This is a genomic window from Hydrogenobacter hydrogenophilus, from assembly GCF_900215655.1.
Classification (GTDB): Bacteria; Aquificota; Aquificia; order Aquificales; family Aquificaceae; genus Hydrogenobacter; species Hydrogenobacter hydrogenophilus.
On record NZ_OBEN01000006.1, the window covers coordinates 45,849 to 71,410 of the forward strand.

Annotated in this window: 27 protein-coding genes; 7 read left to right on the top strand and 20 right to left on the bottom strand. The window is 41.9% G+C overall.

The genetic code is table 11. From position 1 onward, the window contains the following. The 3 genes from CP948_RS05905 to CP948_RS05915 form a co-directional block, all read right to left on the bottom strand. Entirely contained in the window at nt 1–747 is a 747-nt protein-coding gene (locus CP948_RS05905; protein WP_096602348.1) for an LOG family protein, read from the bottom strand. Beyond that, nucleotides 737–967 carry a hypothetical protein gene (locus CP948_RS05910; RefSeq protein ID WP_096602351.1) on the bottom strand — a complete coding sequence of 77 codons (231 nt, stop codon included), beginning with the start codon at nt 965–967 and terminating at the stop codon, nt 737–739. Before CP948_RS05910 ends, CP948_RS05905 begins: the two co-directional genes overlap by 11 nt. A gap of 76 nt (nt 968–1,043) precedes the next feature. Beyond that, entirely contained in the window at nt 1,044–2,561 is a 1,518-nt protein-coding gene (locus tag CP948_RS05915; protein ID WP_096602353.1) for a YifB family Mg chelatase-like AAA ATPase, read from the bottom strand. Nucleotides 2,562–2,612: 51 nt separating this feature from the next. Here CP948_RS05915 and CP948_RS05920 point away from each other — a divergent pair, with 51 nt between their 5' ends. Next, on the top strand, nt 2,613–3,185 hold the full coding sequence (locus tag CP948_RS05920; protein ID WP_096602356.1) for a flavin reductase family protein: 573 nt from the start codon (nt 2,613–2,615) through the stop codon (nt 3,183–3,185). Here the strand turns inward: CP948_RS05920 and CP948_RS05925 are convergent. The 13 genes from CP948_RS05925 to hisD form a co-directional block, all read right to left on the bottom strand. Then, nucleotides 3,173–3,808, bottom strand: coding sequence for a hypothetical protein (locus tag CP948_RS05925; protein ID WP_096602358.1), 636 nt, complete (start codon nt 3,806–3,808; stop codon nt 3,173–3,175). The two genes, CP948_RS05920 and CP948_RS05925, sit on opposite strands and share 13 nt — an antisense overlap. Next, complete coding sequence (locus tag CP948_RS05930) at nt 3,805–5,778, bottom strand: alkaline phosphatase family protein (RefSeq protein ID WP_096602361.1); 1,974 nt, start codon at nt 5,776–5,778, stop codon at nt 3,805–3,807. Before CP948_RS05930 ends, CP948_RS05925 begins: the two co-directional genes overlap by 4 nt. Nucleotides 5,779–6,201: 423 nt before the next feature. Next, nucleotides 6,202–6,321, bottom strand: coding sequence for a prepilin-type N-terminal cleavage/methylation domain-containing protein (locus tag CP948_RS08985; RefSeq protein ID WP_245810099.1), 120 nt, complete (start codon nt 6,319–6,321; stop codon nt 6,202–6,204). A 430-nt stretch (nt 6,322–6,751) separates the two neighbouring features. Next, nucleotides 6,752–8,554 (bottom strand): hypothetical protein, encoded by a 1,803-nt coding sequence (locus CP948_RS05940; protein WP_096602363.1) that lies wholly within the window; start codon nt 8,552–8,554, stop codon nt 6,752–6,754. Then, the gene (locus tag CP948_RS08920; protein ID WP_096602365.1) at nt 8,541–9,320 is read right to left on the bottom strand and encodes a DUF499 domain-containing protein; all 780 of its coding nucleotides are present in this window, start codon (nt 9,318–9,320) and stop codon (nt 8,541–8,543) included. The genes CP948_RS05940 and CP948_RS08920 overlap by 14 nt, the downstream gene beginning before the upstream one ends. After that, on the bottom strand, nt 9,320–10,276 hold the full coding sequence (locus CP948_RS05950; protein WP_180764098.1) for a hypothetical protein: 957 nt from the start codon (nt 10,274–10,276) through the stop codon (nt 9,320–9,322). Before CP948_RS05950 ends, CP948_RS08920 begins: the two co-directional genes overlap by 1 nt. Nucleotides 10,277–10,440: 164 nt before the next feature. Beyond that, on the bottom strand, nt 10,441–11,232 hold the full coding sequence (locus CP948_RS05955) for a DEAD/DEAH box helicase (protein ID WP_096602367.1): 792 nt from the start codon (nt 11,230–11,232) through the stop codon (nt 10,441–10,443). A 234-nt stretch (nt 11,233–11,466) separates the two neighbouring features. Further along, complete coding sequence (groL, locus tag CP948_RS05960) at nt 11,467–13,104, bottom strand: chaperonin GroEL (protein WP_096602369.1); 1,638 nt, start codon at nt 13,102–13,104, stop codon at nt 11,467–11,469. 26 nt (nt 13,105–13,130) lie between these two features. After that, nucleotides 13,131–13,424 (bottom strand): co-chaperone GroES, encoded by a 294-nt coding sequence (groES, locus tag CP948_RS05965; protein WP_096602371.1) that lies wholly within the window; start codon nt 13,422–13,424, stop codon nt 13,131–13,133. A gap of 125 nt (nt 13,425–13,549) precedes the next feature. Beyond that, nucleotides 13,550–13,762: an AtpZ/AtpI family protein gene (locus CP948_RS05970; RefSeq protein ID WP_096602373.1), complete on the bottom strand. Its 213-nt coding sequence runs from the start codon at nt 13,760–13,762 to the stop codon at nt 13,550–13,552. Beyond that, nucleotides 13,759–14,211, bottom strand: coding sequence for a hypothetical protein (locus CP948_RS05975; protein WP_096602375.1), 453 nt, complete (start codon nt 14,209–14,211; stop codon nt 13,759–13,761). The genes CP948_RS05970 and CP948_RS05975 overlap by 4 nt, the downstream gene beginning before the upstream one ends. Before the next feature lie 3 nt (nt 14,212–14,214). Then, nucleotides 14,215–14,775, bottom strand: coding sequence for a hypothetical protein (locus CP948_RS05980; RefSeq protein ID WP_096602377.1), 561 nt, complete (start codon nt 14,773–14,775; stop codon nt 14,215–14,217). Then, a complete protein-coding gene (gene hisD / locus CP948_RS05985; protein ID WP_096602379.1) occupies nt 14,772–16,052 on the bottom strand; it encodes a histidinol dehydrogenase in 1,281 nt (426 codons plus the stop codon). Before hisD ends, CP948_RS05980 begins: the two co-directional genes overlap by 4 nt. Nucleotides 16,053–16,173: 121 nt before the next feature. Between hisD and CP948_RS05990 the strand changes: the two genes are divergently transcribed. The 6 genes from CP948_RS05990 to purQ are packed head-to-tail and all read left to right on the top strand — an operon-like array spanning nt 16,174 to nt 19,940. After that, nucleotides 16,174–16,776 (top strand): peroxiredoxin, encoded by a 603-nt coding sequence (locus CP948_RS05990; protein ID WP_096602381.1) that lies wholly within the window; start codon nt 16,174–16,176, stop codon nt 16,774–16,776. A gap of 24 nt (nt 16,777–16,800) precedes the next feature. Further along, nucleotides 16,801–17,772, top strand: coding sequence for a thioredoxin-disulfide reductase (trxB, locus tag CP948_RS05995; protein WP_096602383.1), 972 nt, complete (start codon nt 16,801–16,803; stop codon nt 17,770–17,772). A 4-nt stretch (nt 17,773–17,776) separates the two neighbouring features. Next, the gene (locus CP948_RS06000; RefSeq protein ID WP_096602385.1) at nt 17,777–18,736 is read left to right on the top strand and encodes a bifunctional heptose 7-phosphate kinase/heptose 1-phosphate adenyltransferase; all 960 of its coding nucleotides are present in this window, start codon (nt 17,777–17,779) and stop codon (nt 18,734–18,736) included. Continuing rightward, a complete protein-coding gene (locus CP948_RS06005) occupies nt 18,717–19,040 on the top strand; it encodes a YraN family protein (protein ID WP_096602388.1) in 324 nt (107 codons plus the stop codon). The genes CP948_RS06000 and CP948_RS06005 overlap by 20 nt, the downstream gene beginning before the upstream one ends. Nucleotides 19,041–19,050: 10 nt before the next feature. Further along, a complete protein-coding gene (purS, locus tag CP948_RS06010) occupies nt 19,051–19,263 on the top strand; it encodes a phosphoribosylformylglycinamidine synthase subunit PurS (protein ID WP_096602390.1) in 213 nt (70 codons plus the stop codon). Next, nucleotides 19,260–19,940 carry a phosphoribosylformylglycinamidine synthase I gene (purQ, locus tag CP948_RS06015; RefSeq protein ID WP_096602392.1) on the top strand — a complete coding sequence of 227 codons (681 nt, stop codon included), beginning with the start codon at nt 19,260–19,262 and terminating at the stop codon, nt 19,938–19,940. The genes purS and purQ overlap by 4 nt, the downstream gene beginning before the upstream one ends. Here purQ and CP948_RS06020 read toward each other — a convergent pair. The 4 genes from CP948_RS06020 to dnaK form a co-directional block, all read right to left on the bottom strand. Next, a complete protein-coding gene (locus tag CP948_RS06020; protein WP_096602394.1) occupies nt 19,937–20,971 on the bottom strand; it encodes a transglutaminase-like domain-containing protein in 1,035 nt (344 codons plus the stop codon). The two genes, purQ and CP948_RS06020, sit on opposite strands and share 4 nt — an antisense overlap. A 68-nt stretch (nt 20,972–21,039) precedes the next feature. Continuing rightward, complete coding sequence (locus tag CP948_RS06025) at nt 21,040–21,795, bottom strand: ABC transporter ATP-binding protein (RefSeq protein ID WP_096602395.1); 756 nt, start codon at nt 21,793–21,795, stop codon at nt 21,040–21,042. Beyond that, nucleotides 21,792–23,579, bottom strand: a complete 1,788-nt coding sequence (gene leuS / locus CP948_RS06030) for a leucine--tRNA ligase (protein ID WP_096602398.1) — start codon at nt 23,577–23,579, stop codon at nt 21,792–21,794. The genes CP948_RS06025 and leuS overlap by 4 nt, the downstream gene beginning before the upstream one ends. Before the next feature lie 9 nt (nt 23,580–23,588). Beyond that, nucleotides 23,589–25,457, bottom strand: coding sequence for a molecular chaperone DnaK (gene dnaK, locus CP948_RS06035; protein ID WP_096602400.1), 1,869 nt, complete (start codon nt 25,455–25,457; stop codon nt 23,589–23,591). Between the last annotated feature and the right edge of the window lie 105 nt (nt 25,458–25,562).

Sequence of the window (25,562 nt, forward strand, 5' to 3'; positions counted from 1 at the left end):
CTACACTTTTCCCATTCTGTTCAAAATTTTCTCTAACTTTTCCAAGACAGGGTTGAGAGGTTCTTTTTCTTTTAAGTATTCATACTGCTGTATTGCTTCATTTAGCACCCTATCCACTACCTGTTCTGGATCATCCACAAGGGTAAGCAAGCTCAGATCCTCTTCTTCTATGGTACCTTGTGGAACCATAACATGACGCATAAATTCAATAAGCTGTTTCCAATATTCGCTTCCGAAAAGGATAATGGGAAAGCGATGGCTTTTTCCGGTCTGTATAAGCGTAAGAGCTTCAAAAAGCTCGTCAAAAGTACCAAAGCCACCTGGAAAGATAACATAAGCGAAGGAGTATTTTATGAGCATAACTTTTCTTACAAAGAAATAATCAAAGTAAAGGGACTTAGTTTGGTATTTGTTAGGTACTTGTTCTTTGGGAATCTCTATGTTCAACCCTACCGATAAAGCACCGGCATCATAAGCTCCCCTGTTGGCAGCTTCCATTATACCAGGTCCCCCACCAGTTATTATACAAAAACCCATCTTACCAAGCCTAAAAGCGGTTCTGTAAGCCGACTTGTAAAAAGGATTATCTTCACCTATTCTTGAACTACCAAAAAAAGTTATGGCTGGACCTACATGAGCAAGTTCGTCAAACCCTCGGACAAACTCACTCATTATCTTCAGAACGCGCCAAGTATCACCCTGCTTTATCTTAAGCTCTTCTATAAGCCTAAGTTCTTCACTGTTCATTAATGTCCTTTACCATACCCTCAAGCTTTAGAAGTTCACCTTCCTGTGGACTGTTTATGTTCCTTGAAGGTTTGATGGCCACCTTTTTCTTACCTTTCTTAGCTTTTTTCTTGTGTAAGTGAGTTTTTTTGTGATGGTTATTTGCATAAGCTTGCTGATAAATAGGTTCTAACAGAGTTATACCTAAAAAGAGTGTGAAAATAACAGCCAAGTATCTCATGCTATACCTCCTTTGTCCCTTCGGGGACAATAGAAACTATAAAACAAAACTCTTGAAAATGTCAAGCAACAGCTTATTACACAAGGAGCCTTTCATCAACTCTAAACTGCAAAGCTTGAGATAAGTGGTGTGCCTTTATGATCTCTTCTCCTTCCAGATCAGCTACAGTTCTTGAAACCTTTAGAACCTTCATATAAGACCTACCGGTGAGATGGAGTCTGTCCATGGCATATTCTAAAAGTCTTTTGGCTTCACTATCCATAACGCAGTACTTTTCTACCTCTTTTTCCTTCATCATACCGTTAAAGCGTGTGGAACTGCCTTTGAACCTTTCCCTCTGTATTTGGAAGGCTCTCTCTATCCTCTTCCTGACTTCAGAAGAGCTTTCTCCTTTCTTTGTATTTAAAAGCTCTTCCTTTTCCACAGGCTCTACCCAAACCTTCATATCTATGCGATCAAGAATGGGTCCAGAAAGTTTAGATTGATAGTTCTTTATCTGCAAAGGGGTGCAGGTGCAGGCTTTGTAAGGATTTGAGTAGTTTCCGCATGGACATGGGTTTATAGCACCTACCAGAAGAAACTCAGCTGGAAATCTAACCTTTGCACTGGCTCTTGTTATGTTCACATATCCATCTTCCAATGGCTGTCTTAGTACCTCAAGGGTCTTCCTGCTAAACTCTGTCATCTCATCAAGGAAGAGAATACCTCTGTGAGCTAAGCTTATCTCACCAGGCATAGGAACAGCTCCTCCACCTATGAGAGACACATCAGAGGCAGTATGGTGTGGGGATCTAAAGGGTCTTGTTTTTACGATGGGATCAGAAAGCAAACCTGCAACGCTATAAATTCTGGTTATCTCAACAGCTTCTTCAAAGGTAAGGGGTGGCAATATGGTGATCATCCTTTTGGCAAGCATACTTTTACCCACTCCTGGAGGACCAATAAGAAGCAAATGGTGATAGCCCGCGCAACTCGCCTCTATAGCCCTTTTGGCAAGCTCCTGTCCACACACATCGCTCAAGTCTATATCAAAATTCTGACTCTCTTTTAAAAGTGTCTCTACATCCACTTCTACGGGAGATTTGGAAATTTCACCTTTCAGATACTCCACAAGCTCCTGCAAGGTACTAAAGCCGTAAACTTCTGTTCCCTTTACTATCGCACCCTCAAGAGCGTTGCCTTCTGGCACAAAAAACCTGCGATATCCTTTTTCTTTCAAAGATAACACTATGGGCAGAACTCCGTTTATCTTGTTTATCTTCCCATCAAGAGACAGCTCACCCAATATGACGGTATCTTCTGACACCTTTATAACCCCCTGTGTTTGCAGTATGCCTATGGCTATAGGAAGGTCGTAAAGGGTCCCTTGCTTTTTCAAATAAGACGGTGATAAGTTTACCGTTATCTTCTTTGTAGGCATGCTATAGCCTATGTTTTTGAGAGCAGACCTTACCCTGTCTTTGGCTTCGTTAATGGCTTTATCAGGAAGTCCCACTATGTTAAACTGTGGGATACCTTGGGATACATCCACCTCCACATCCACCTCAAACCCATCTATCCCCAGCACCCCACCACTCTTTATCCTACAGAACATTGTATAAATTATAAGATACGCTGGAGAGAAATTTAGATATACTATAAAAGAATGATATTTTTACGCACCCACGAAGCAGATCCTGATGAGGTCTACAGATTTCTTACAAGGCTTGTAGTTCCAAGACCCATAGCTTGGATATCTACTGTAAGCCCAGAGGGTATAAAAAACTTAGCACCCTTTAGCTTTTTTAACGCAGTTTGCGACGAACCGCCTATAGTAATCGTATCAATCAGTAGAAGAGACGATGGAAGAAGAAAAGACACAACGGATAACATATTAAGAACGGGTGAATTTGTGATTAATTTAGTGTCTGAAGAGCTAATAGACAAAGTGGAATTAACCTCAGAAGAGTTCCCACCCCAAGTGGACGAGTTTATGGTAGCTGGTCTCACACCCACAGAGTCTTTTTGCGTTAAAGCTCCATCTGTAAAAGAAGCGAAGGCTTGGCTTGAATGCAAGCTTTTCAAACACGAAGAGCTCTTTAGCTACGACCTTATATTTGGTTTAGTCCTGTGTATCAGAGCGGAAAACCTTGACTACGAACACCTAAAACCTGTAGGTAGGCTTTCTGGCAGGTACTGCAGGCTTACTGAGATAAATACAAGGGCTTACTCAGGGTAGAACTCCTCGTCCGCATCTATCTGTAGTAAATCGCTCCTTATGCGAAAGACTGAGTCCTGTATGGGTTGGGTGCTTACCTTTTGCACTTTCCAGATGGTCTTACCCTTCTGGTCTTCTATAAGAAGTGGTACGCCAAGCTTTTCTGACCAGCAAACGCTATGAGATCTTTGGGACTCTTTTATCAGATACCAATTGCAATAATAATTACCAAGACGGTAGGGCTTTCTCTTCAGAGCTTCTACGCTATAGGTCTTTTCAGGTGGTCGCCTCAATACGTGTGCCAAAGAGTACCAGTTGTAGAAAGCTCCCAAACGGTAAAGATTGGTTCTGTTTATCTTAACCACTATCGCTTTCTGTCTGTTTACCACAAAGTACTGGTAGTCACCATCCTTAGTCTTGAAGGCATAAAGGTCCATCTTGTCATCCGTAGATCTTCTTAACCTTCTGTCCCCATCGCGCCAGTACTCAAGCCTGTGGCTTTTACCCTCTGCATCTGTGTAATGAACGATCATATGAAGGTACTTTACCGCGTGGGATACAGAAAAGGCTCTCTCCCAAGAAAGTGTATTAGAAAAAGCCCACGCATAAAAGAGAAAAAAGAGGGAAAGAAGGCGCAGGATCACTCCCTCACCCCCTTGGCAAAATCAAAGTAGGTGTAAGTCCTGCCATTGTAAACTACTTTTTTGATCTGAAGCTTTACGTAGAAAGAGGATTTGGCATTGTCTATGTCTTTCCCGTCTGGGTCAGTGGGTAGTTTCATCTGAATACCGCTTACCTTGTCAGAGTATATGTAGTCTATAGTAGGTCCAGATACAGCTTCGTTACTGTTGACAAGTGCCTCTACAAGAGGTCTGCCATCTGCATCTAGTAGGCTAATGCCCAGTATTCTGGCTACTGTAGGTGCTACATCCACATTGCCGGTTGGTAGCTTGTCTCTGAAACCTTTCTTAAAGTCAGGACCGTAGGCTATCAAAGTATTCCTCACGTCTATGGGGCTAAAGCTTCCGTGCATACCGCGCAGGTTAAACATACTCTCAAACTCTATGCCTCTAAAACCTTGTATCACTGCATTCTCGTCATAGTCATAGCTGACTATTATGTCTGGGTTGCGCTTTGCGGTATTTTCTAGTCTTACCATGCTCATGGGTAGAGTGCCCGGTATTTTGCCATAGCGATCATCCACGAATATGGCTCCAAACTCTTCCCTGCTTTGGAGGAATAAGACCACTTTTCTTACAAGGTCTGGGTTACGAGATGGCACATATATGTACTCGCTTCCGCCGTTAGAAGCAATCACGATAGCATCTGGGGGTAGGTTTTGGGGTACTTTGTAGCTGGGTGTGGTGTACTTCTGACCCGGCTTACCGCATACGCTACCATCTGGATCTACCTGAGTTTGGTATACAGTAGTACCATCCGCCTTTATGCCGGACATCACTGGGTCATAGCTACATCCATTTCCATCATAAGCCTTGAAACCTGCTCTGGTAAGCAGGTCCGCAAGCCTTACATCTCCAGATACAGAGTAGCCGTTGGGATCAGGAGCACCCACTTGAGCGTTGCCGATAGACCTAAGAGGGAAAAGGTTTAGTGGTCCTGATACATTGCTGTGTCCATGGTCAGACACTATTATTATGTCTGTATTGTTGTCTATGCCAAGCTCTTTGAGCTTGTTAAGGAGCATCCCCAAGAGGTTGTCCATGCACCTCATTGCAGACCTGTAGTTAGGGTTGCCCACTCCGTAGGCGTGCTCGGTGCTGTCTGGATCCCTAAACCATATGAGGGTTAGGTTTGGCTTCTTTTTTGGAAGTATGTAATCAAGGTAAACCTTCATCATGTATGTGTTTGCATCGCAGTAAGGAGAGCCCGATGTGTCTGTAGGGTCAGAGGTAATGCCATCGCTCAGGTTCTTTCTTGGCTTAAAGGCTGTTGGATCTCCGTTATTAGTAGAGAGAGTTATAGAACCCTGAGGGTAAGCTATTGGTGTTGTTTTAGGAAGTGGGTATCCTGCCTGCTGTAGTTCCTTTGCAAGATCAAGTGGATACACCATCTTTTCGTCGAGTATAATACCACCTCTCTTGTAGTCCTGTATGTATGCGGAGCCAGACTTTCCTATAACCGCAGTCTTTAGCCCTGCCTCCTGAGCCTTCTGGAAAAGGGTAGCTACCATTAAAAGCTGGTTGTTGTAGTAGGCATTAAGAGTATCCAGTATGGCGTAGTCCTCTGTGAACACAGGTTGGTTATAGTCCACAGGCTGGCCTGCAGAGTTGTTGCCCTTAGCGCCGGGTGCCCAAACAGTGTTTCCGTAAAAGCCTACCTTATCTGGAAAGCTACCAGTAGCAAAGCTGGATGCGTTTATCATTGTAAAGGTGGGGTACGTGGAGTGGTTATCCTCAAAGAACACGCCCTCTTGAGCCAGTTTGTAAAGGTTGGGCAAGTCTGTGGGGTTGATCGAGTCTGGGCGCAAACCATCCCACACAAAGATTATCACATTTCTCTTTTGACCCTCGTAAGAAGTGCCACCGCCTCCACCGCACGATACCGCAAAGACAAGAAAAAAGACTGTTAGGAAAAACAGAAAACCTTTTCTCATCTTTGTACCTCCTCCGCCTGTGTTATTTTAGGTACTGTATGTTAAAAAATCGTTAATGGTCAGAGTAAGAGCTTGGGCCTGTATTCCTGAGAACTCGTATACCGCAATGTATTTGTTTATCCCAAGGAGTATATTTCTTACTTAAAGACACAGTTTGCCATGGCATCCTTTGCACACGCAGAGGCAATATAAGAGTTTCAGCTTAGATTAACCCTGTATGGTATACTTGACACTCTGGTTTACGTAAGTATATACCGCGGTGTAGTCAGTAGCGGTGCTGAATGCTGTTGATACATTAACTAACTTGTTGGAGGTGTATCGCTTGAGTTTTCTGTACACTATGCTACCATTGTCTAACATACAACCTCTGGCTATAGTTTCTGCGTAGGAGCTTACTTTGGCTTTCCTCTGGTACTTTAGGTACTAAGGTATGATCAGGTATGCCAGTATGGCTATGATGGCAATAACAATGAGTAGATCAGTGAGAGTGAAACCTTTGAGCCGTTCATCCTTGCAGAATAAATCAAGCACATAACTCAACATACTACTTTCCCATAATTTCCCTACTTTGTTTCAGTTTAAAGGAAAAGCGGTTCTTAAGGAGGTAGTAAGAGCAAAGAGATAATGTTATAGCACTTGTGGAAAAACTTATTATATTGTCAGTAGAGAAATTAAGCACATAACTGAAGCTTAATATTTCTGTAGGAGCATGCAAGTAGGCAAGAAAAGTAATTCTCCAAAACTGACTTCTCGCTAAACGCTTTATCTTAAGCTTTCTGCCTGCATTGAATTTTTGTTGTTGAGCACGATTTCTACTTGTTGCACTGTTTCCAGAAAGCCACAGGTATATATTTTTCTTAAGTACGGGAGAATATTTATGGAGAATCTTAGCAAATAGCTAACATAACGGATTTCATATTCTCAAGTCTTATAAGAAGCTCCCTTTCTGGAAAACCCACAAAAAAGACTAATCCTATTGTTCTTCTTGAAACTCTATATTTTCCTGTATTAAGGTTTCCAGTATATTGTCATACTCTGATTTTTCAATGGTTCCATCATATGCTCTTATTTTTATCTCTACAGTATTAAATTTTTTGCTTAACAAAGTTATAATCCTTGCCAAAGTTGACGCTTTTCCATGTTGAATCCAGACATGAAGCTTTACTTCATTTTTCCCAAATCTCAATTCATTCTCTTTATCCTGTTCTTCCAAAGTTTGCACTTGTAAGGTTTCCGCTCCTTGTTTTAGTTCAGTTTGTGTCGTAATGTCTATGTTTTGAGACGTGTATGTAAGGACTTCCTCTTGGTATTTTTCTGCCTTTTCTTCTTTACAAAGTTCTGACTTTATAATCACTTCTCCTTCACTTAAGGATACTGTAGGTATTTCATTTATTTTCTTACATACAGGTTTTTCACCTTCAAGATATCCAAAACCAAACAGTCCCCTCTCAACACCCTCTTTTATTCCCTCAATGAAACCTTCTTTTGAAATCACTCTCAATTCACCAGGCGTTTTTAGTAGAGCATCGTAGAGCTTTTTTATCTCCAGAAAGTCCCTCTCACTAAGGTATTTATCTTTTATCACTTTTGAAGATATCTTCTCAAGTATTTCTCCCTGCCCTCTTAGAAAATTGTAAATTTCCTCGTCAAGCTTAGATTCACCCAAGGTAGGAATGCCCATATCAAAATCTTTAAAGCCATCTTTGTTAGGAAGGAATAACTTACTATAGTACTTTCTTATCTCTTCATACTCTCTACTCTCTTGCTGTCTTAGCCTACTTTCCACTTCCTTTTTTTGGTTTTCTGTTAACTGTAATCTTTCGTCTTGCTTTATGCTTCTAAGAGCGATGAGCTTTCTTATGTAGCTGTATAAATTATCTTTATTGTTGTCATCTACGCACAAAAATATCAGTGTGTTCCTATAAATCCTTGGAGTCTCTCCGCAGTTTTCTAAGAAGTCCTTATCGGGTTTGTCTTTGTTAAGTATTACAAGCTTTAGTTCTTCATTGTGCGGAATGTCCTTAGAGAATTTGGGATGAAGATAAACTTTGATCTTTGGATTTTTTGATATATGCCTTCGCAGAATGTTTTGTTCCTCTTGAACTATTTGGTTTTCGGATATGTTCTCTTCTTTTAAGAGTAAAATCCTGTTGAGGTTTGGTTGGTTTTGGAATCTAAGATCATCGTCGGAGACGTAAAATAGTTGCCTTTTGAGTTCGTGCAGTGTGGTGTCTATGATGGCACTTTGGAAAGATGGTTCTGCGGTGTAGAGCTTTAGCTCTTTTAGGCTTATGCTCCTTGTACCTCTTCCAGAAAAAGAGGTCATGAATATGGTGGTGCTAACAACTGTACCAAGCCTATAGGGTTTGTAAGAGGATTGAAGGGATTCATCAACCTTTTTAGCTCCAGAATTTGGTGAGGTTATGTCTTGGGCTATTATACTGTCCCATTCAGAGCCAATGTGTGTTATAAGCTCACGCCTTAGCTCCTCATTGCCTAAGTTAAAGTCTCCAAGCCTAATAAAGGGTATTTTTTCATTGATCAAGTCATGTATGACTATGGATAGAATCCTCAGAGCTCCCCTTGTTCTTTGGAAAGTAGGGAAAGACCCCCACCTTTTATAAAGGATATCTATTACCTCGGGTTTAAAAGGGTAGCTTCTTAGAAATCTTTCTCTGTAATCTTGTACTTCGTCTTTAGAGAGGAGTCCCTCTCTTAGGGCGTAATTGACAAATTCATTAACCACTTTATTAGCTTCTTTTTCATCCTTTTTCATCAATGTACTCAAAAAGTCTTTTTCTTATCACACTTTCTATCTCGTCATCTTCTACAGGGCTATGGGACTTTTCTACTCTGCCAACTATCTTTTGTAGCTGATGGAAGGCCCTTTCTGCGTTTTCGTCAAAGTGCTCCAAAGAGCTAGATGGAAGTGTAAGAACAAGCAAAGCGTTTCCTATCGTTGCTACCGCACCAGTGAGTTCCTGAATAAAGGCAAGGGTTTGAGAGCCAAGGTTAGAATCACCCACCTTTATACCAGATGCCTTGGTTATGTGTTCAAGAAGCTCGTCTATGAGTATAAGCACAGGAGCGTTTTGGTTCAGAAGCTTTCCAAGAGCGTCCTTTCCGGGTGCTGTGTCTCCTTTTGTAAGCTCTACCTTTCCCGTAAGCTGTCTTTCAAGATCTTCCCAAAGCCTAGTGTCTGCGGTTAGGGCTGTTCCATCTAAGACTGCAACCTTTGCGTTCCACTCTTTGGATTTGTGATAGAGTGCTATTAGTGTGTGAGTTTTTCCGCCACCAAAGGGTGTTTGAAGCTGGATCACCGCATCGCCACCCATACCCTTCAGTCTTGATTCCGCTAAGTTAAGTATGTGCTTTAAGCCTCTGGTGATGTATGTCTTTTGGACAAAGAGATCAGGGTCCTGATAGTCAGGTTTTGCAGTGCCCTTTGCTACCTGCCAAAGGTCTGCTGCAAAAACGTCCATAGTGAGTCTTCCCTGTGCTACATCATCGTGGGGTATGGCGATGCTTGCAAAAGGTTTCATTAGAATAACCTCCCTTGAGTATCTCTCATGTCATCTTTTAATTTTTCTTTCCCAATTAAAAATCCGTCAAGTAGTTTTTTCTCTTTGCTGTCGTTGGGAAGCGTTTCTGATATGGCTTGAGCTACCCTATAAAAAGATTCCTTTAGACCAAACCCGGTTTCTTTTAAAACTCTTTTCATCTCATCTTTTTTCCCTTCCTTCCACAAAAGTAAAACTTTATGAAGTACATCTATCATATCCTCCGCATCTTTGAGCTCTTCAAGCTTTCTTTCGTGAGGTCCAAGAATTGTTATGAGCTCCTTTTCCTTTCTGATAAATCCTTTACCCCACTCTTTTTCAAGATTTACACCCGCTGATTGGGCAAGCTTTCTTGCATCATCGAATTGGACTTTTTCCTCTCCATAAGTCCAACGCCAAAGAATGTAGAACCTTGTAAGAGAAGACAGCTCTCCTGCTATGCTACCATCGTGGAGAATCTGCTTTAGGGCATGCTCTGTAACAAGCTCTCTCACATATTCAAGAAGTTCGCTTGTGGTGATCTCTCTTCCTTCGTAGTCCATAATTTTTTTGTATCTTCCAAATATCTCAATGGAAGCACCAATAGCAGATATAAAGTAGTCTGCACCTGCGATGCCTTCTTTCCAGAGATTCTCAAGTTTTTCTGTGATGTGGTTCTTTATTTCCTCTTTTACTTCGTTTAGCCATCCTATCTCTTCTCTTTCCATTTTCCTGCAGACAAAGTAGATGGAAGAGGAAAGCGCAGCGGACTCTTTAGCCCTTAATCTTGACTTCATCTCTGTATCTATGGGCCAAGATGCTGTGATAACTAATCCAGACTCAAGCAGTGAGTTAATCATGGTTTCCCAACCTGTAGTGGATTTGTGAGTATAGACTATAATAGCTATACCGTTGGGTTTTAAAACTCTGCGTATCTCCTTAAAGGCTTTCTTGAGCATGGATTCAAAAAACTCTTTTGCTTTCTGCGAATCACCGTGTCTGACAGGGTTTGAAACAATTTCTTTAGTTTTTGGAACAAGTGGCGTTATAAAAAGTTCTGGATATAAATCTCCTATACTTCTCTTGAGCCATACATAAAAGAAATCAGAAAGTTCGGCGTAGTTTATATTGTCGTAATAGGGCGGATCTGTAAAAACTGCATCAAAGTAGTTATCTGGATAAGGTACTTGTAGCGCTGAGTTTTTTCAACTTTATCTCCATATTTGTATGCAGACATCTTGTGGGCTTCATCAACTATAGTTAGGTCCCAGTGCACTGAGCTTAAACTCCGCAAAATATCATCCTGCTTGGCAAAATCTATAGAAGTGATAACCTGGTTATTTTTTTCCCAAGGATTTTCTCCATAATGAGCGTTAAAAGTGTTTCTATCAAGGACTACAAATGTTTCGTTAAACTTCTCCTTTAATTCCCTTCTCCATTGGTCTTTTAGATGCCCTGGTACAACTATGAGCACCCTTCTAACCAACCCTCTTAGCTTTAACTCCTTTATTATCAGCCCTGCCATAATGGTTTTTCCAGCACCAGGATCGTCCGCTATAAGAAACCTAATGTGAGGTTGCTTTAGAATATAGCCATACACTGCCTCTATTTGAAAGGGAAGAGGGTCTATCTTTGAGACATTCACCGCAAGTAAGGGATCAAACAAAGATGCGTATCTAAAACGCATTGCTTCAATCACAAGAAACACTTCTTGTGGGTCTGCAGAAAGGTCTATATCCGTGTTAATGACCTCTAAACCGCTAAGCTCTTCTATTTTAAACAGATGGTCTGTGCTTTTTTCCGTGTGAATGGTTCTAACTAACAACCGAATATGATCGCCTCTTTTCTCCACCTTTTCAACCTTAACAGGTTCAGGCCAAAAATCTCCTTTTATTATGTAGCCTTCTTTAATCACACCGCGGTCTCCTCTTTTTACTATACTGTGCTGTCCAATTTAATTATTATAGAGTACACGCTCAGTAAAGAAATTAGGGAAGAGTAAAAGCTAAAGCTGTACCCTCTTTTGAGTACTCTTTAGGTGTGTTCTCCTGACCTATAAATCTTTTTGCTTCCAATAACGACCTTAACAGAACCAGGATTTAAATAATCAAGAAATTGATAACTCCCCCCAGAAGGGGGAGAGGAAGCATTAGTCAAGCTCTGGCATTTCAGGTGTTGGTGCTTTTTCCTTCTTCTCCTCGGGTATTTCTGCCACCAAGGCTTCTGCTGTCAGCATGGTGCCTGCAACGGACGCTGCGTTTTGTATGGCTACCCTTACCACCTTGGTGGGGTCTATGATACCAGCTTCAACCATATCTTTGTACTCTCCAGATGCTGCGTCAAATCCCCAGTTTTTACCTTTTTCTTTTCCAAGCTGGAGAACCTTTTCAAGCACCACATAACCTTCAAATCCTGCATTGGTAGCTATTTGTCTAACAGGTGTTCTGCAAGCTTTCTTTATTATGTCTATACCCAACTGTTGGTCTGGATTATCTACCTTAAGATTATCCAAGGCTTCGGAAGCTCTTACTAACGCTACACCACCGCCGGGAACTATGCCTTCCTCAACAGCTGCTTTTGTAGCGTGTACAGCGTCCTCAACCCTTGCTTTCTTTTCTTTAAGCTCAGCTTCTGTAGCGGCGCCCACTCTTATTATAGCAACTCCACCAGAGAGCTTTGCGAGTCTTTCTTGAAGCTTTTCTCTATCGTAATCTGATGTAGTTTCAAGTATCTGTTTCTTGATCTGTTCTATCCTTGCCTGTATGGCTTCCTTAGAACCTTTACCACCCACTATGGTGGTGTTATCCTTGTCCACTATCACCTTATCCGCTCTTCCGAGCATATCAAGGGTCACGCTTTCAAGTTTTATACCAAGCTCTTCAGTTATAGCGGTACCACCTGTAAGAATGGCTATATCTTGCAGATAATCCTTCCTTCTTTGGCCAAAACCAGGAGCCTTCACAGCGCAAGCTCTTATAACACCCTTTATATGGTTTACCACTAATGTTGCCAGAGCTTCAGCTTCAACGTCTTCCGCTATGACGAGTAGAGGTTTGCCTGCCCTTACTACTTGTTCAAGTATGGGGAGTAGGTCTTTTACATTGGATATCTTCTTTTCGTATATGAGTATGTAGGGTTCTTCAAGTACAGCTTCCATTTTGTCAGGATTTGTTATAAAGTAAGGTGATAGGTATCCCCTATCAAACTGCATACCTTGAACTGTTTCAAGGGTCGTTTCTGCAGACTTGGATTCTTCAACGGTTATAACTCCGTCCTTTCCTACAGCTTCCATGGCATCTGCTATGATCTTGCCTATGTTTGTATCGTTATTGGCAGATATGGTTGCTACTTGCTCTATCTCTTTCCTGCCAGATACGGGAATAGAGAGCTTCTTTATCTCGTCTACGACCACTTGAACCGCTTTGTCTATTCCCCTTTTGAGGTCCATGGGATTTGCGCCTGATGCTATTGCTTTTAGTCCTTCGTTGAATATGGCTTGAGCAAGGACAGTTGCGGTGGTAGTTCCATCACCAGCCACATCAGAAGTCTTAGAAGCAACTTCTTTTACCAACTGAGCACCCATGTTTTCATAGGGATCCTTTAGCTCTATCTCTTTAGCTACTGTAACACCGTCTTTGGTGACAACGGGAGTACCCCACTTTTTCTCTATGATCACCTCTCTACCCCTTGGACCCAGGGTGACCTTAACCGCGTTAGCAAGCTTATCAACGCCAGATTTGAGCCTTGCTCTTGCTTCTTCTCCATAAATAACCTTCTTTGCTGCCATCTTTCCACCTCCTTTTAAAAGTTTTTTTACTCAATTATCGCAAGAATTTCATCTTCAGACATTATTAGGTACTTTTCTCCATCAAGTTCCACTTCTGTACCAGCGTACTTGTTGAAGATCACCTTATCCCCCTTCTTCACCTTGGGAGAGACCACCTGTCCGTTGCTTAAAAGCTTACCATCACCTACAGCAATAACCTCACCTATCTGAGGCTTTTCTTTTGCGGTATCTGGTATGATAATGCCCGAAGGTGTCTTCTGCTCTTGTTCTTCCATTCTTTTGACAACTATCTTATCGTACAGTGGTCTCAGTTTAGCCATGTCCTTACCTCCTTAATGTTTTTTCTTAAAATATTATATTAACACTATCTTCTTTTGTCAAGGGGTATAGACAAAATTTTTTAGTGTGATCTGCTAAACTTTATTGACTTTCTTAATATTAGAGTTTAAGAGAGCCTTTTTAGGTCCTTGTAAGTGTTCCAAAAACCCGAGATGATACCTACAAAGAAGAAAAAAAGAAGACCTAAAGGGAAGCTCTTGATTTTAAAAACTCCCTCCATAAGCCATTTATCAAAAGCGTATCCTACCGCAAGCCCTGCCAATATGCCACCGAGGATGTTAAAGCCTGCTGTTAAAGCTAAAAAATCTTTACCTTTCATATGCCAAAAAGCCTTTTGATGCGTTTTATAAAGCCAGAACGCCTTCTTATCTCATAACCAAGTTTCTCCACCATATCTCCTATTTTGCCAGTTATGAGGGAGATAGTTTCTTTGTCCTTTACCCTTGGGTCGTAAAGAAACTCCTTTAGCAGTTGGTTGGTGCTTTCTAAAGCTTTTACCGCTCTTTCTAATTGTTTTTCCTGCTGAAGGTCTATACCATTGACTGCGTTTTCAAGAGCTCTTCCTAAGGCTTCAACGGCGCTGTTTAGACTTTTGCTACCCATATCGTAATCACCACTAAACTGGCTTAAGATCTGTAGTAGTTTGGACTTGAGCATAAACACATACTGAGAGAGCTCTGTGTTAAAGGGTTCCTTCTTGTCTATATCCTTAAAAAAATCCTCTACGATCATTGTTATACTGTCTTCTATGCTGTACACTTTATCCATACTTTACCTCCTAAAATCTATTTGGTCTACACTTAGGTTAAAGCTAATATCTCCTACGCTTATCTTGACATTTCTGTAATAGCCTTGTTTGTTTCTCTCAGGATAATCAAGGACTACGAGCCTATCTCTCTTTTTGTCAATAAGCTCTACTCTTTTTAGCTGTCCGTTGCTAAAAATGTACTTTCTTTTGTATAAGCCATCATCTCTCTCAAAAGCCAAAGAACCCAAAGAACAAGACGCTTTTTCCTCTCCTGTCAAAACTGTGCCAAATATGAGAGCGTCAGGAGTTAAAGGAAGGTCAATGCATGTTGCTCCCACACAAAGGTTGGTATCTTTAAAAAGCACAGTTCCCGTCTGGGGACTTCTGAGGGTGTATCCGTTTTGGGCTTTTTCAATATAGATGGGCACTTTCAGAATACCGTATCTTAGGGATACAAAAGCGTTGTAGCTCTTTGGTGCAGAATCTTCCGAATATACCTGCCTTACTTCTTTTTCACCGGGACATACAAGGGGTGCGCACGCATATGCTAAACACAAAACACATAAAAAGAGTGCTTTCTTCATGTTTCTCTCCTTATCCTCACAGACATATAGTGAGCAAATAGCCCTTCCGCTTTTGCTATGCTTTCGGTAGGTTCTGCAAGTCTATCAAAACCTTCTTTAGAAACATAAAGAACGGAGCTTCTTTTGACAAAGTCATAAACACCCAAAGGTGAGAAAAACTTGGCTGTCCCACCTGTAGGTAAGGTATGGTTAGGACCAAGAATGTAATCCCCTAAAGCTTCTGTGCTGTATCTTCCTAAAAATATGGCTCCTGCATGCTTTATATAGGGAAGGATAGAGAAGGGGTCTTCAGTGAGCAGTTCAAGATGTTCTGGTGCTATGTGGTTAGCCACTTCACAGGCTTTGTAGAGGTCTTCCACAAGGAATATGGTTCCAAAGCGCTCTATGGATCTTTTGGCGATTTCCTTCCTTGGGAAGTCTTCTATGAGTTTCTCAAGTTCTTCTTTTACTCTAATGGCATGTTTTTCATCAGTTGTGATGAGAAAAGCTCCGGCAAGTTCATCGTGTTCTGCCTGAGAGAGAAGATCAGCAGCCACCCAAGATGGTTCGCAAGTGCCATCTGATATGATAAGTATCTCAGAAGGACCTGCAAACATATCTACATCCACTACACCAAAAAGAAGTTTTTTTGCAACGGATACATATATGTTGCCCGGACCCACTATTTTATCAACCTTTGGTATAGTTTGCGTTCCATAAGCAAGTCCTGCAATAGCTTGAGCACCACCTATTTGGTAAACTCTGCTTACGCCGGATATAAAGGCAGACGCAAGAGTGTATCTGTTAGGCTTAGGCGAGACCATTATAACTTCTTCAACTCCAGCAACTACCGCAGGTACTACATTCATGAGGACTGTTGAAGGATAAGATGCCTTGCCACCCGGTACATAAACCCCTACCCTTTCCAAAGGCATAACTTTCATACCAAGAAGGATGCCTTTCTCTTCCGTAAAAAAAGACTTCTCTTTTTGAAGTTCGTGAAACCTCCTTATCCTCTCGTGAGCTATCTCAAGAGCGGAACGCACATCTTCCTCTATTTCGTTGTAAGCGTTTTCTAACTCTTCATAAGGTATTTCTAAAGTATCCTCAGAAAGCTTTATCCCATCAAACTTCTCCGTATACTCTATGATGGCTTTATCACCTTCTTGCTTTACCCTTTTTATTATCTCCTTTACCACAGGCTCGTACTCTTCCTCAAGCACCTCTCCCCTTTTTACTATGAATCTGAGCCTTTCGTTGAACCTCCACACAACACCTCTTAGGTCTTCTATCTTCATAAGGTATCATTATAAACCTTACTTAGTCCTAAACTACCTGTTGATCTGATCTTTATCATATCGCAAATTGTTTTCATTTAATTATTATATTCAATACTAAAAACTTGAGGAGGTAAAAAACATGATGGTGGGACAGAGAGTTCCCAACTTTGAGCTGGAAGTTTATGACCCAAAGAGCGGAAGTTTTGGCAGAATCTCTTTGGAAGACCTATTGAAGGAGCGCAAATGGGTAGTGATCTTTTTCTATCCGGCAGACTTTACCTTTGTGTGTCCCACAGAACTTGCGGATTTGGCAGAAAAGTATGAGGAACTTCAAAAGATGGGAGTTGAGGTTATATCCGTATCAACAGATACTAAGTACGTGCATCTTGCTTGGCACAGAAGTGAAAAGCTCTTAGAAAAAGTAAAGTTTCCTATGGGTGCAGACCCTACAGGCAAAGTTTCCAAACTTTTTGGTGTTTATGATGAAAGCACGGGCCTTTCTTTGAGAGGGACTTTTATAATAAACCCTGAAGGTGTTTTGGTAGGTTCTGAGATAAACTTTTATAACGTGGGAAGGAATGCAGAAGAGCTAATAAGAAAGATGGAAGCCAATATATACCTTATGAGCCATCCTGACGAAGCATGTCCTGCCAAGTGGAGGAAAGGCAAAAAAACACTAAGACCTTCTGAAAAGCTGGTAGGAAAGGTTCATGAAGCTTTGAGTCGTGAGGAATATATTTAAAAGTACTTTCTGTGGAGGTATAAGATGGAGCTCACATTGGACTTTACCACTGATAAAGTTTACGATGTGGTAATAATTGGAGCAGGACCAGCCGGTTCTTCTGCTGCCATATACACAGCAAGGGCTGGGCTTTCTACCTTGGTGCTCTACAGGGCAGAGGCGGACGGTGCTCTTGGTGTAACTCAGCAGATAGAGAACTATCCGGGCATAAGGGGACCCATATCAGGCTACGAACTTTTGAAACTTATGAGGGAACACGCAAAAGCCTTTGGTGCAGAGTTTGTAAGGGGTAAAGTGATAGCTACAGACCTTCTTGGTGAGATCAAAAAGGTATACACCATAGATGGTAGGGAATTTAAAGGAAGGGCGGTCATAATAGCCTCAGGTGCTATGGAAAGGACTAACAAGTATAAAGGGGAAGAGGAGTTTTTGGGTAAGGGAGTATCTTACTGTGGTGTTTGTGATGCGGCTTTCTTCAAAAACAGACCTGTTGCAGTTGTAGGAGAAGATGATTACGCTTTAGAGGAGACAGAGTTCATTGCACGCTTTGCCAGCAAGATATACCTTGTGGTGCCATCCAGCAGGATAAAGGCACCACCGGAGATGATCCAAGAGATAGAGTCTCACAAAAATATTGAGATACTTCTTCACCATAGGGTGCTGGAAATAGTAGGCAGTTCTTTGGTAGAAGGTATAAAGGTTCAGGATGTGAAGACCAAAGAAACAAAACTCCTTCAGGTGGACGGAGTGTTCATATTCCTTGGTGGGAATAAACCTTCTGTGGACTTTCTCATGAACCAAGTAGAAATGACTGATGATCACTGTATAGTGGTTAATGAGGAGATGATGACCTCTGTTCCGGGTGTCTTTGCTGCGGGTGATGTTCTTTGCACCAACATAAAGCAGGCGGTTATTGCTGCAGCAGATGGAGTAAAGGCAGCGCTTGCGGTAGATAAGTATCTGAACAAAAAGGCAAAAATTACATCCCAGTGGTGATTTAATGAAGCTGGACAAAGAGATAGTATCTATTGCCTTTGAAAGATTTAGAAATTTAAGAATCTTAGTAGTGGGTGATGTTATCCTTGACAGATACGTGTTTGGGAAAGTAGAACGCATATCTCCAGAAGCACCCGTTCCTATAGTTGAAGTCCAAAGGGAGGAGTTCAGACTCGGAGGGGCGGGTAATGTTGCCAGTAATCTCAGCGCACTTGGTGTGAAAACCTACCTTGTGGGCATAACAGGAGAAGATTCTGGGATGAACTTAATAAAAGAGCTTTTAAGAGAAAGTAAAGTGCAGGATCTCACCGTACAAGACCCAAGCAGACCTACAACGCAAAAGGTAAGGGTAATATCCATGTCTCAACAGCTCATTAGAATAGACAGGGAAGAGAGAAAGCCACCAGAAGGAAAGGTATTAAAAAAAATCTTAGAAAATTTGGATCTTGATGTGGATGGGATCATCTTATCAGACTACGCAAAGGGTGTGGTGTGTGAGGAGGTTGTAAAGGCAGTAAAGTCCAAAGGAAAGTTTTACTCTATAGACCCAAGGCCACAGAACGCTCACCTTTACAAAGGTGCTGACCTTATGACGCCAAACGAAAGGGAAGCAAGGCAGATGTTTAGTGCGGAAAGTCTTGAAGAGCTTGGCTGGGGTCTTAAAAAAGAACTAAGTTTGAAAACTCTCACCATAACCTTAGGTCCAAAGGGTATAGCTCTTTTTGACAAAGAATTTAATTTATATCCCGCAAGAGCAAAGCAGGTTTATGATGTAACTGGTGCAGGAGATACTGTAGTTGCAGTGCTTACCGCTTGTGCTCTTTCGGGTTTTGATTGGGATATTGCCTGTGAGCTTGCCAACGTGTGTGCTGGTATAGTAGTCAGCAAATTGGGAACCGCAAGCCCAACTTTTGAAGAAGTTATCCAGTATGTAGAGGAAGTTCTTGAAAGGAAAGAGGTTTGAGGATATAGCCTGTGCGTATTTAGAATCCAAAGGCTACAAGATACTTCGCAGAAACTTCTACTGCAAAGGTGGAGAAATAGACATTATAGCGATAGAAGGAGACACCGTAGTGTTTATTGAAGTAAAAGGCTCTACTAAAATGACCTTTGGAGATCCTGCGGAGCGCATAGACAAAAGGAAAATAGAAAGATTGCTAAGATGCATGGAGGAGTTTTTGGCAGAAAATCCTTACGAAAATGTAAGAGTAGATGCTCTGATAGTAAGGGGCAAAGAGGTTGAACACATAAAAGGCATTGAGCTATAATCTTAACTGCATGAAAGTGAGAGTTTTGATACTTCCCAAAAAAGGACTTTTGGACCCAGAAGGTAGGGCGGTAAAGGAGATGCTGTTAGAAAACGGCTACAGTGTCAAAGATGTAAAAGTGGGAAAAGTTGTGGACCTTGAGGTGGAAGAAGGCACTAACATAAAAGAGCTCGTGGAAAAGTTTTTGGTAAACCCTCTCATTGAGGAGTACATCATAGAATGAAGTTTGCCGTTTGCGTATTTCCGGGCTCTAACTGTGATTATGATGTGTATTATGTGATAAAAGATATTCTTGGTCAGTCTGTGGAGTTTGTGCATTACACGCAGAAAAACTTAGAAGGGTACGACTGTGTGGTACTTCCCGGTGGCTTTTCCTTTGGAGATTACCTAAGAGCTGGTGCGCTTGCAAGTAAGACACCCTTAGCTTACGCTGTGCAGGACTTTGCTCAGAAAGGTGGGCTCGTGCTTGGCATATGCAACGGCTTTCAGATCCTCACAGAGCTTCACTTACTACCAGGAGCTTTGCTCAAAAACGAAAACCTCAGGTTTGTCTGTAAGGATGTTTACTTAAGGGTGGAAAACACTCATATTCCCTTCACAAGAAAGATAGAAAAGGGAGAGGTACTTAGCATACCCATAGCTCACGGTGAAGGAAGGTATTATGTTCCTGAGGACATTCTTAAACATATGGAGGATAGAAACCAGATCGTTCTAAGATATTGCGACCAAGAGGGAAACATAACGCCCTCTTCCAATCCAAACGGCTCTGTGGGAAACATAGCAGGGGTGTGCAACAAAGAAGGTAATGTCTTTGGCCTTATGCCACATCCAGAGCGAGCAAGTGAAGACATCCTTGGTTCTCACGATGGACTTTTATTTTGGCACTCCTTAATAAGCTAATCAATGATAGTGTATTTAGATAGCTCAAAGGTTAGTTTGTACTTGTCTATCAACTTACCGTCTACCTCTGCCAAAGGATACATGAACTCGTTGACTTTTTCACCATTAGCAAGAGGTGGTTCTAAGGAAAAATCTCTTGCACTGTTGAAGGCTATCCAGTGAGCATCCCAGTTGCCAAATAGAAATCCTCTCACCTTTTTGACTTTTGGATCACTTAGCGAAAGATTTTCCTCAAGTATAAGTTTTCTAACATCTGCTGGGTCTACTGGTATCCACCTTCCTAAATAAAACTCCGCTCTACAGTGCTGTGCCTTTGTGGCATCCCTACTTACAGAAGATATGCCTTTTGATAAGGAAGAAGGGGCTACTCTTATTCCAAAAACCTCTCTTGCTGGTATACCACTTGCCCTGCAAAGAGCTACAAACAGAGAGTTTATATCTGTGCACTTTCCACCAAAATATCCCGTTTCCAACATACTTTTTACATCACCTGTACCACACCCGAGAATTTTTGGATCTCTAAAAGTGTTCTCTACTACCCAGTCGTATATAGCCTTTACCTTTTCAAGGTCATCTTTCTTTCCAGAGGTTATTCTATCGGCATACTCTTTAACTATACCATCCGTAGGCACATGTTCCGTAGGTTTCAAAAACAGGATTACCTCCTCTGGTAAGGTATGATTACTTTTAGGAAGTTGGCTAAAGTTTGTGCTTCTGCTTTGGTATTCAACATCAAAGATCACCTCAAGCTCTTTAATCCCGCCACCTTCTTTAAACTCTGCGTAAAGAATAGGTGCACCGTAAACTCTATCCCTTTTAATATCATAGTATGATGCAGTTGTTCTAACTTCAACACTTAAAAGCCTTTGGTATTCTGTGTTTTCGGGTACTGGCACCCAGAGCCTTATACCCTCTTCAAAGGGTAGTTTTACAGTGTATGATAGCTTTGTCCTTTTGACTTCTTTTGAATTGCCCAACTTTGGTAAGATGAGCGCCACAAAAATGAGTTTAAAGAAATCTCTTCTATCCATGGAAAGGTAATATAGACCAAAGCTTATGTTTGTATCTATTGATTTTTTTCAACACTTTGGAGATGTTTTTATAGATTTATTCGATGTGTAAATCCGCTCCTGAGAAATTCCTTCACAAAGGGTATTTCCGAAGAGAGTATATCCTGAGGAGAACCTATCTGCACCGTTCTGCCATCTTTTAGCACCATAATTCTGTCAGATATACTAAAAGCTGATATAAGGTCATGGGAAACCACTATGGAGGTAGTGCCCATCTTATCCCTCAAAGACAGGATAAGGTCATCTATCATCCTGCTTGTGATGGGGTCAAGGCCTGAGGTGGGCTCATCGTAGATGATCAGTTTAGGATCCGTTGCTATGGCTCTTGCTATACCCACTCTCTTCTTCATTCCACCTGAGAGCTCAGAAGGATAAAGCTCAAGGACATCTTCATCTAAACCTACAAGCCTTAGCTTTTCAAGAGCTAACTGTCTTATCTCTTTCTGGCTCATGTTGGTGCGTTCCAAGTAGTAAAAACCCACATTCTCCCAAACCTTTAAACTATCAAACAGTGCTGAGCCCTGAAATACATAACCTATATCCTTTCTTAGGCTGTCAAGTTCTTTGATGCTCAAGGTGTTTATATCCTTTCCAAAAACTTCAACTTTCCCTTCTGTAGGTTTCCACAGACCAACTATGCACTTGGTTATAGATGTTTTACCGCTACCGCTCCCACCTACTATGGTGAATATTTCACCTTGAAGCACCTCAAAATTTATGTCTTTGAGAATTTCCCTGCCGTTTAAGCTCAAAGAAAGGTTTTCCACTTGAACTACTTTATTCACCACAGTCTTCTTAAAAGCTCTTCTAAGTCATCTTCTTGTGTAAGACCCAAATGAGAAAGGTAAGACTCTATGCTTACCCACCTCTTTAGTACCATACCTTGTGTGATGAGGCGTAAAAAGGGTTCTTTGTCTTTTACCAACCCAAGGTCATAGAGAAACTTTTGGAAGAAGCGCGCATAAAGGAGGTGCAAAACCGCATGCTCTATGCCCCCTATGTAGAAATCAACAGGCATCCAAAACTCCACTTTTTCCCTTTGAAAAACCTCTTTATCGTTTTTCGGATCACAGTATCTGAGAAAGTACCAAGAGGAGTCAAAAAAGGTGTCCATGGTATCTGTTTCTCGTTTTGCTGGACCTTTGCATTTGGGACATGTGGTATTTACAAATTCCTCAACGCTTTCTAATGGATTCCCATATCCCGTGATGCTTACATTTTTTGGTAGTAAAACGGGAAGGTCTTCCTCTGGCACTGGCACAGTACCGCACCTATCACAGTAAATTATGGGTATAGGTGTGCCCCAGTATCTTTGTCTTGATATGTTCCAGTCTTTGAGTCTATAGGTTATCTTGAAGTCCGCATGACCTTTTTCTTTTAGCCACGAGGTTATGGACTTTTTTGCTTCTTGGGAAGGCATACCGCTAAATGGTCCCGAGTCTATTAAAATACCTTCCCCTTCGTAAGCTTTACCTTTTGAAAAATCTCCCTCTGAAGGTCTTACCACATACTTTACAGGCAGTTGGTATTTAAGTGCAAACTCGTAATCCCTTTGGTCGTGAGCAGGCACAGCCATGATGGCACCTGTCCCGTACTCATAAAGCACATAATTGGCACTCCATACGGGCAATTTCTCTCCATTTGCGGGATTTGTTGCATACACTCCCAAAAACACCCCTTCCTTTTCTTCCTCTTTTCCTCTCTCTTTGACAGGAATAGACTTTATTTTTTGGACAAAGCTCATAACTTCTTGTAGTTTCCCTCCCCTTTTGGCAAGCTCCAAAGTGAGAGGATGCTCGGGTGCAAGTACCAAGAAGGTAGCACCAAACACAGTATCAGGCCTTGTAGTGAATATTTCTATAGGAATGTCATCCACATAAAACTTTATAAGGGCACCTTCGGACCTGCCTATCCAGTTTCTCTGCTGGGATATGACCCTTTCGGGCCATTTGCCTTCCAGTAGCTTTAGGTCCTCAAGGAGTCTGTCAGCGTAAGCGGTGATCTTTAGATACCAAGAGGGCACCTCTTTTCTTATCACAGGAGTTGAACACCTCCAGCACCTTCCGTCTATTACCTGCTCGTTGGCAAGCACCGTCTGGTCGTTAGGACACCAGTTTACCTCTGCGAGCTTTCTGTATGCCAGACCTTTTTCGTAAAACTTCAGGAATAACCACTGGTTCCAGCGGTAGTACTCAGGATCACAGGTAGCTATCTCCCTGTCCCAATCGTAAGAAAAACCTAATCTTTTTAGTTGTTTTTTCATATAGCTTATGTTTTCATAGGTCCAATCTGCGGGATGCACTCCTTGCTTTATCGCTGCGTTCTCCGCAGGTAATCCGAAAGCATCCCACCCCATAGGATGAAGTACATTGTAGCCTTTGAACCTCAGAAACCTTGCCAAAACGTCTCCGATGGTGTAGTTTCTCACATGCCCCATGTGTATCCTTCCAGAAGGGTAAGGGAACATCTCAAGAACATAAGCCTTCTCCCCTCCCTCGCTGACCTTAAAAAGACCCATATCTTCCCAAACTTTTTGCCACTTTTCCTCTATCTTCTGTGGGTCATACATGGATAAATATTATAGTGGTTTACCCTCTATCACATCACCACCTTCTCCACTGCTCTTTTGACCTGCTTGTTCGTATATCTTGCTTCCTATTTGGGCGGAAGCGTTCAGCACCTTTTCTATGGCGCTTCTGACTTCCTGAATATCTTGAGCTGAAGTCATCACCCTTTTGGCTTCCTCTATGGTCTTTTCCACTTCAGACACAAGGTCTGCAGAAAGCTTATCCCTGTTTTCCTTTAACACCTTCTCAAGATTGTACACGTACTGATCAAGCTGGTTTTTGGCTTCCACAAGCTCCTTTTTCTTCCTGTCTTCCTCTTCGTGAAGCTGTGCCTCTTTTATCATCCTCTCTATCTCTTCTTGGGTCAAACCTGAGGAAGCCTGCACCCTTATGGACTGCTCTTTTCCTGTCCCTAAATCTTTGGCAGTTACATGGAGGATACCGTCCACATCTATATCAAAGCAAACTTCTATCTTGGGCACTCCACGTGGAGCTGGTGGTATACCCGTAAGGTAAAACTTACCCAAGGACTTGTTGTCCTTTGCCAAAGGTCTTTCACCCTGAAGCACGTGTATTTCTACCTCCGTCTGATAGTCTGAGGCGGTGGTAAAGGTCTCACACTTTCTGTAGGGTATGGGTGTATTTCTGGGAATAAGCACCGTCATAACACCACCGTAAGTTTCTACTCCAAGAGAGAGAGGTGTTACATCTACCAGCAGTATCTCCTTTACTTCTCCTGAAAGGACTCCTGCCTGTATGGCTGCACCTACTGCAACCACCTCGTCTGGGTTTACGCCTTTATGAGGTTCTTTTCCGAAAAATTCCTTTATCTTTTGCTGAACTAACGGTATTCTGGTAGAACCACCCACAAGCACCACCTCATCTATGTCCTGTGGTCTTAGCTTGGCATCTTCAAGAGCTCTTTTTACTATGTCCATAGTTCTGTTTACCAGATCCTTTATCATCTCTTCAAGTCTTGCCCTTGTGAGTGTCTTTTGAAGATGCAAGGGTTGGTTGGTAGAGGGGTCTATGGTTATAAAGGGTAGGTTTATCTCAGTTTCTAACTTAAAAGACAGTTCCTTTTTAGCTTGTTCTGATGCTTCTTTTAGTCTCTGTAATGCGGTTCTGTCTTTGCGCAGATCTATGCCTGTGTCTTTTTTGAACTCTTCTATGAGCCACTCCATTATGCGCTCGTCTATGTTAGCACCACCCAAGTGTGTGTCTCCAGCGGTAGCCTTTACCTCTATCACACCTTCCCCACCTTCTAATATGGACACGTCAAAAGTTCCACCACCAAAGTCGTACACGAGGATCCTGACATTTTCCTTCTTATCCAGTCCGTAAGCGAGAGCTGCAGCGGTTGGTTCGTTTAGGATTCTTACTACCTCAAGACCTGCTATCTTTCCCGCATCCTTTGTAGCCTGCCTTTGCCTTTCGTTGAAGTAAGCGGGCACTGTAATAACCGCTTTTGTGATCTTCTCCCCTAAGTATGCCTCTGCAGCTTCTTTGAGCTTTTTAAGAATGTGCGCTCCCACCTCCTCTGGTCTTACAAGCCTACCCGCATTGGGAACATCAAAGCTTGCGTCTCCTTTTTCGTCAGGCACCACTTTGTAGGACACCCTTTTGGCTTCTTCCTTTACTTCCTCAAACTTTCTACCTATGAATCTTTTGGATTCATATATGGTGTTTTCTGGATCAAGTATGGCACGTCTTTTGGCAGGTTCTCCAACAAGTATTTCTTTTTCCTTAGTCCAAGAAACTACAGAAGGTGTGAGCCTTGAACCCTCCTGATTGGCTATTACTACAGGCTCATCACCCATCATAACCGCCACTACCGAGTTAGTAGTTCCCAAGTCAATACCCAGTATCTTCTCAGCCATCTTTTCACCTCCAAAGGGTTTTACCTTTAAGATATAACTTTAGTTATTCTTTGTCAAGTTTTATATAAGAAGTTTTAGAAAGGTTTTAAGGGAGCCTTTATCTTG